Source organism: Lentilactobacillus sp. (assembly GCF_040773105.1).
Classification (GTDB): Bacteria; Bacillota; Bacilli; order Lactobacillales; family Lactobacillaceae; genus Lentilactobacillus; species Lentilactobacillus parabuchneri.
The window spans coordinates 1-6,272 of record NZ_JAXGWW010000117.1; the positions used below are offsets into that span (position 1 = coordinate 1).

General features: G+C 43.3%; 3 protein-coding genes and 7 tRNA genes. 2 read left to right on the plus strand and 8 right to left on the minus strand.

What is annotated here, in order from left to right; all coding sequences use genetic code 11:
- Positions 1-52 precede the first annotated feature (52 nt).
- The gene (locus AB3112_RS07120; protein WP_367334189.1) at positions 53-1,774 is read left to right on the plus strand and encodes an ABC transporter substrate-binding protein/permease; all 1,722 of its coding nucleotides are present in this window, start codon (positions 53-55) and stop codon (positions 1,772-1,774) included.
- Positions 1,771-2,508, plus strand: a complete 738-nt coding sequence (locus AB3112_RS07125; protein ID WP_084972747.1) for an amino acid ABC transporter ATP-binding protein — start codon at positions 1,771-1,773, stop codon at positions 2,506-2,508. The genes AB3112_RS07120 and AB3112_RS07125 overlap by 4 nt, the downstream gene beginning before the upstream one ends.
- A 442-nt stretch (positions 2,509-2,950) precedes the next feature.
- On the opposite strand, the gene AB3112_RS07130 is transcribed toward AB3112_RS07125, so the two are convergent.
- From AB3112_RS07130 to AB3112_RS07165, 8 genes are all read right to left on the minus strand, one after another.
- Entirely contained in the window at positions 2,951-5,302 is a 2,352-nt protein-coding gene (locus AB3112_RS07130) for a nitric-oxide reductase large subunit (RefSeq protein WP_367334188.1), read from the minus strand.
- Positions 5,303-5,636: 334 nt separating this feature from the next.
- A tRNA-Leu gene (locus AB3112_RS07135) sits at positions 5,637-5,721 on the minus strand.
- A gap of 33 nt (positions 5,722-5,754) precedes the next feature.
- Positions 5,755-5,825, minus strand: a tRNA-Cys gene (locus AB3112_RS07140).
- Positions 5,826-5,845: 20 nt separating this feature from the next.
- A tRNA-Gln gene (locus tag AB3112_RS07145) sits at positions 5,846-5,917 on the minus strand.
- Between the two features lie 7 nt (positions 5,918-5,924).
- Positions 5,925-5,997, minus strand: a tRNA-His gene (locus AB3112_RS07150).
- Positions 5,998-6,011: 14 nt separating this feature from the next.
- Positions 6,012-6,082, minus strand: a tRNA-Trp gene (locus AB3112_RS07155).
- Between the two features lie 5 nt (positions 6,083-6,087).
- A tRNA-Tyr gene (locus AB3112_RS07160) sits at positions 6,088-6,170 on the minus strand.
- Between the two features lie 5 nt (positions 6,171-6,175).
- Positions 6,176-6,248 (minus strand) — tRNA-Phe (locus AB3112_RS07165).
- Positions 6,249-6,272 lie beyond the last annotated feature (24 nt).

The following is a 6,272-nucleotide window of genomic DNA, read 5'->3' on the forward strand; positions in this document are numbered from 1 at the left end:
AAAAGGCAGCAATATTACTAGTTTCAAACAACTACGTGGCAAAAAAGTTGCTTTGAAGACTGGTACGGCTGCGGCTGATTACGCCAATAGTCTCAAAAAGAAGTATGGCTTTAAAACAGTCACCTTTGACGATTCGGATAATATGTACCAAGACGTGACGACGGGAAACTCGGTGGCATGTTTTGATGACCAACCCGTTCTTCAGTATGGCATTAAACACGGCTTAAAGCTCCAAATTGCGACCAAACCGGCAAATCAAGGCTGGTATGGCTTCGGTGTCAAAAAGGGCACCCACAAGCAATTAATCAAGAAATTCAACGCAGGTCTCAAAAAGATCAAAGCCAACGGAACCTACGACAAGATAGTTGGTCAATATCTGGGGACCAAGACCAATTCACAGGTTAAAGGAAAGACGTTTATTATCGGAACTGACGTAACCTTCCCACCCTTTGAATTTGCCAACAAAAAGAATCAATACGTTGGAATTGATATGGATTTAATTCGAGCAATTGCCAACGAGCAGGGCTTTAAGGTTAAGATTAAAGCACTTGGGTTTAACGCTGCCGTCCAGGCGGTTGAATCGGGCCAGGCTGATGGTGTGATTGCCGGAATGTCAATCACCAATGAACGAAAAGACCAGTTTGACTTTTCAAAGCCCTACTTCAATTCAGGGGTTGTGATGGCGGTCGCCAAGAACAGCAAGATTCATAAACTATCGCAGTTGCGTGGTAAACGAGTTGCGGTAAAGACCGGAACTTCAGGTGCCGATTACGCCAACAGCATGAAGAAAAAGTACGGCTTCAAAGTGGTTACTTTTGATGATTCAAATAACATGTACCAGGATGTTACAACCGGCAACTCAATTGCCTGTTTCGAAGATCATCCAGTCATGCAATATGCGATTAAGCAAGGGACGAAGCTCAAGATTGTGACCAAGCCGGCATTGAATGCGCCCTATGGCTTTGCGGTTAAAAAAGGCCATAATCAGGCACTTTTACAGGCCTTCAACAACGGTCTGGAAGATTTAAAGGCCAGTGGCACTTACGACGATATCAAAGCCAAATACTTGGGTGCCGACGAAATTAAGTCGGCTGCAAAAACATCTGGTAACGACGCTGAAGACCGGACATTTGTCGGTTTGATCAAGCAAAACGCCGGTGCCCTTCTCTCCGGACTCCAAGAAACTCTTTGGCTGACAGTGGTCTCAATCTTCTTCGCCACCATTTTTGGTGTTCTGGTTGGATTGATGGGCGTTGTCCCAAGTAAGTTTAGTAATGGCCTTTCGACCACTTTGATTTATATCTTTAGAGGAATGCCACTGCTGGTTTTGGCGTTGTTTATCTACACGGGAATTCCGAGCTTGACTGGCCAAAAGATTCCAGCATTTGTGGCCGGAGTCGTTACGTTGACGTTTAACGAAGGCGCGTATATCGCGGCATTTGTGAAGGGCGGTATTCAAGCTGTTGATCCCGGACAGATGGAGGCCGCGCGAAGTTTAGGACTGCCTTTCGGAAAATCAATGCGCAAGATTATTCTGCCACAAGGCATTCGAATCATGGTGCCATCATTTATCAACCAGTTTATAATTACATTAAAGGATACCTCAATCCTATCGATTATCGGATTGCTGGAACTGACTCAAACCGGTAAGATTATCATTGCCCGAAACTTGGAAGGCTTCAAAGTTTGGACAATTGTTGCGGCAATTTACCTGATCATCATTACGTTGTTAACTTGGTTATCGAACTGGGTACAAAGGAGAACTAAGGTATGAGTGAAAAAGTAAAAGTAACAAATTTAGTCAAAACATTTGGCGATAACGAAGTCCTAAAAGGCATCAACTTAACCGTTGAAAATAATGAGGTGGTCGTCATCATCGGCCCATCCGGGTCTGGTAAAAGTACCCTCCTTCGAAACTTGAATAAGCTTGAGGAACCGACATCCGGCTCGATTGTCATCGATAACGTTGATATCGCAAAGGATGGCGTTGATATCAATTTGGTTCGAGAAAATATCGGAATGGTGTTTCAACACTTTAACTTATTCAAGAACCTGACTGTTGGCGAGAACATTATGCTGGCACCGGTTGAACTTAAAAAAGTCTCAAAGGACGATGCTGCCAAAGAAGCTCGTAAGTTACTGGCCACAGTTGGTTTGGAAGAAAAGTTTGATGCGACCGTTCAATCCCTCTCCGGTGGTCAGCAGCAACGGGTTGCGATTGCCCGTGCGCTGGCAATGAATCCGGATATCATGCTTTTTGATGAGCCAACATCCGCGCTTGATCCTGAAATGGTCGGTGATGTTTTGGAAGTAATGAAACGTCTGGCCAAACAAGGGATGACAATGGTCGTCGTTACCCATGAAATGGGCTTTGCGAAAGAAGTAGCTGACCGGGTTGTCTTCGTTGATGACGGTCAAATCCTTGAACAAGGCACGCCGGACCAAATTTTCGACCACCCGACGAATCCACGATTACAAGATTTTCTAAATAAAATTCTCAATGTGTAATAAAAAGAAGTTGGGCCAAGTGCTCAACTTCTTTTTTGATGGTTCGATAACTATGGTAAAATGAGCTTGTAAAGATGTCGGAATATCAAAAAGGCTGGTGAGTAAAATGAAGTTCTTATTAGTATGTGCTTCTGCCCTCACGTTGTGCACCGGGGCGGTTGGCATCACCCACTATTGTCAAACCCCACACCAGGTTCAACCACGTGTAGAACGCGGCTGTGGAATGGGTCGGTAATCGAATGGTATTAAGTGCAACGATTTCTCATTGGAGAATTATTGCTTTTTTAGGATTTCAAAAACACAAAGTCACAATGTCAACTTGGAATATCGAGTTGATTTGTAGTTAAAAAGGCCTTGATCCGTGACTGATCAAGGCCTTTTTTGCTATCCAACTTTTTAAACCAGCTGTTTTTGAATTGAAAATTCGCTCAATCAAATGTTGCTAATCTCTTAATTCAGCGGCATCTTCTTGTTCATCTTGAACCGCTAGTTTTTCCAAAGCTTGTTGTGCTCCCTTATTATCATCTTTCTTAAGGTTGAAGAACGCCTTAACTACAATAACGAGTAAAACAACCACGCCAGCAGTAAAGATCAAATCTGGGGCCATTCTAGCCCACAGCAAGGCGGCAACGTCAGGTTGATGATAGAAACTGAGCAACCGAGCATGCCAGTATCCATTTTTAAGCGCGTCCATTAGCTGAATCTGGCCAACTGGCAAGAGTGTTATGAAGACCATTCCAGCCAAACCAATATTAGTTAACCAAGCCGCCCAACTGACAGCTTTTTCCATTTTGGGTGTCCACAACGATTTCTTTGTCACGTTCCGCAAAGTATAAAGCATGATTGCAATCGAGAACATTCCGTAGACGCCAGCCATTGATGCGTGAGCATGCGCCGAAGTCCACTGGGTACCGTGTTCGAAGTAGTTGATTGCTGGAGCGTTGATTAAGAATCCCAAAGCACCAGCACCCACCGCGTTCCAAATTCCAGTCCACATCAGGAAAATAAAGGTTCCTTTGTATGGAAAGACTTTTTGGGTGTCCTTGTATACTCGATAATGCGTATACGCTTCCCAGACCAGCAGACATAACGGGACGATTTCTAGTGCTGAGAAACAGGCTCCCAATGCTAACCAAACGGAATGGTCGCCTTCCCAGAAGTAATGATGCCCCATTCCAACAACGCCGGACCCCAAGAGTAGAATGACCTGGAAATAAAGTGCCCGGACAGTTGAACGAACCGTCGTTAATTTCATATCCACCATCAACCAGCCAATCAAGATGACCGCGAAGGATTCGAATATCCCTTCAACCCAAAGATGGACAATCCACCAGCGCCAATAATCAGCAAAGGTTACATGAGAATTTGGCAAAATGAATAGTGAAGCTAAATAAAAAGCAGGAATTGCGATAGCACCACAGAATAAAAGTGTCGTCAAGCGGGTACGATCGTAATCGAATTTACGTTTCATTGCTGGAATAAAGCCCCGCATCAAAATCACAACCCAGAGAATCATCGCAAGGATAAAGACAATCTGCCAGAACTTACCTAACTCAAGATATTCCCAGCCGGAATTACCAAATAGCCACCAGTTTTTATTGATAATTCCTAAAGTTGATCCCCATTCTCCAAGCATGGAGCCACCCACACAGATAATCAGTCCCCAGAACAATAGGTCGACTAGTTTTCCCTGATTACGTGGTTCACGCCTCAATACGCGGGGAACAATATAAATTCCAGTTGCAAGCCAAGTGGTTGCAACCCAGACAATAACAAGCTGCAGGTGCCAAGCTTTCGCAACGTTAAACGGCCAAATGTTTTGTAATGGTAATCCAAAGAATGAATTCTCAACGTAGTAATGGGCCATCAGCTCACCCATCAAGATTTGTAGCAAGAACATGAGCATCACAATAACGAAATATTTTGGAACTTTTCTTTGACTCGTTGTGATTGGTGAATCCGGATTGATATCTACCGGTGAGTCTGGCAAATACCTAGATTCCATATCAAACTGATAGCGTCGTTGGAAGTAAATGATGACACCAATTCCAACAACTAAAATTGCCACCGAAATTGCGGTCCAAACCATTGCCTCAGCCGGCATCACGTTACCCGCATCCTGATCGTACGGCCAATTATTAGTGTAGGTAAAGCTGCGATCCGGTCGATTGGTAGATGACAACCACGCTCCCCAGAAAAAAAAGCTGGTGAGTTGATCGATTTTATTTCCTTTGTACATAAAGGCATCCGTTTTATTTTGGTTAATCATTGATGCTGGAAGACCTGCCTGCTCAGGATTATTAATAAATTCTTTTCTATAATAGCTTTGAAGTGTTTTGAGCCCAGCAGTTTGTGCGGCTGTCAATGTCAACGTTTGTTTCTTGGCATCGTAGCGGTTAACCTTAATTTCCTTTTTGACCTGCGCCTTAATCCCACCTTGTTGAAGTTCATTTAACTTTTTAAAGTCCTTTCGGTACAAGGATTGCGCATAGTATTGGTCCATTCCCTTCAAGTAAATATGAAGTGATTGAGCAGTATAATCAGGGCCTAAATAGGATCCATTCCCCAAATAAGTCCCATAATCTGCCAACCCATATTTTTCATAGACCGCCTGACCAGATAGTAACGATTGTTTCGAAATCAGTTCGGTCCCGTTTTGATTCACAATCTGACTCGGTCGTGGTGCCTCGTTTTTAAAAATAGCAAAACCACCAGCAATCAAGATTGAAAATGCCGCAACTAAAGTGAATACTAAAACTTTGGTCAAGCGCTTATAACTATAGCCCGTATTCATAGTGTCCCCTCCCAAAAATAATATTATATGACTACCCTTATATAATAACATTAATATGTGATTTAATATATAATATTTTTATATTCTCTCTAAATATATAATATACAATATTATATATTTAGATCATTATTTTAGAAGTCATTTTTGTTTTTTTGTGTACTAAGCCATCAATTGTGATAACTGCTTGTCTATAAAAAGGTTCAATGTGCCGCTTTGTTCCACCAAAGTTCAATAAAGTACGTGAATCTATGTGGTCGAGAATACAAAAAAAGAAGTGAAACGCTGATATATCAACGTTTCACTTCTTTTATAAATACGCTATGTGGCTACTTAGTACCGGAGGTGGGGTTCGAACCCACACGATCTCAACGATCACTGGATTTTGAGTCCAGCGCGTCTGCCAATTCCGCCACTCCGGCAAAATAATATTTGATTGGCCAATAAATGGACAAAGGCGGTAATCGGATTCGAACCGACGATGAAGGTTTTGCAGACCTCTGCCTTACCACTTGGCTATACCGCCATAACTTTGGCTAACCCAAACTGGGTTAGCTGGATTCGAACCAGCGCATGACAGAGTCAAAGTCTGTTGCCTTACCACTTGGCTATAACCCAATCAAAAGGCGGTATGTGGGAATCGAACCCACGCGTGTCGGATCCACAAACCGATGTGTTAACCACTTCACCAATACCGCCATAGTATTATTAACAGGGATAGTAGGAGTTGAACCCACACCGACGGTTTTGGAGACCGTAGTTCTACCTTTAAACTATATCCCTATGAATGGTGGGGAGTGGATTCGAACCACCGAACCCGAAGGAGCGGATTTACAGTCCGCCGCGTTTAGCCAGACTTCGCTACCCCACCATAAATGGCGCGGGACGGAATCGAACCGCCGACACATGCAGCTTCAATGCATTGCTCTACCAACTGAGCTACCGAGCCATCATACCATTTAGTGTAATGCTT

Excerpts from the sequence above, each read along its gene's own strand:
- AB3112_RS07125 (WP_084972747.1), top strand. The coding sequence starts at position 1,771 with ATGAGTGAAAAAGTAAAAGTAACAAATTTAGTCAAAACATTTGGCGAT.
- AB3112_RS07130 (WP_367334188.1), bottom strand. The coding sequence starts at position 5,302 with ATGAATACGGGCTATAGTTATAAGCGCTTGACCAAAGTTTTAGTATTC.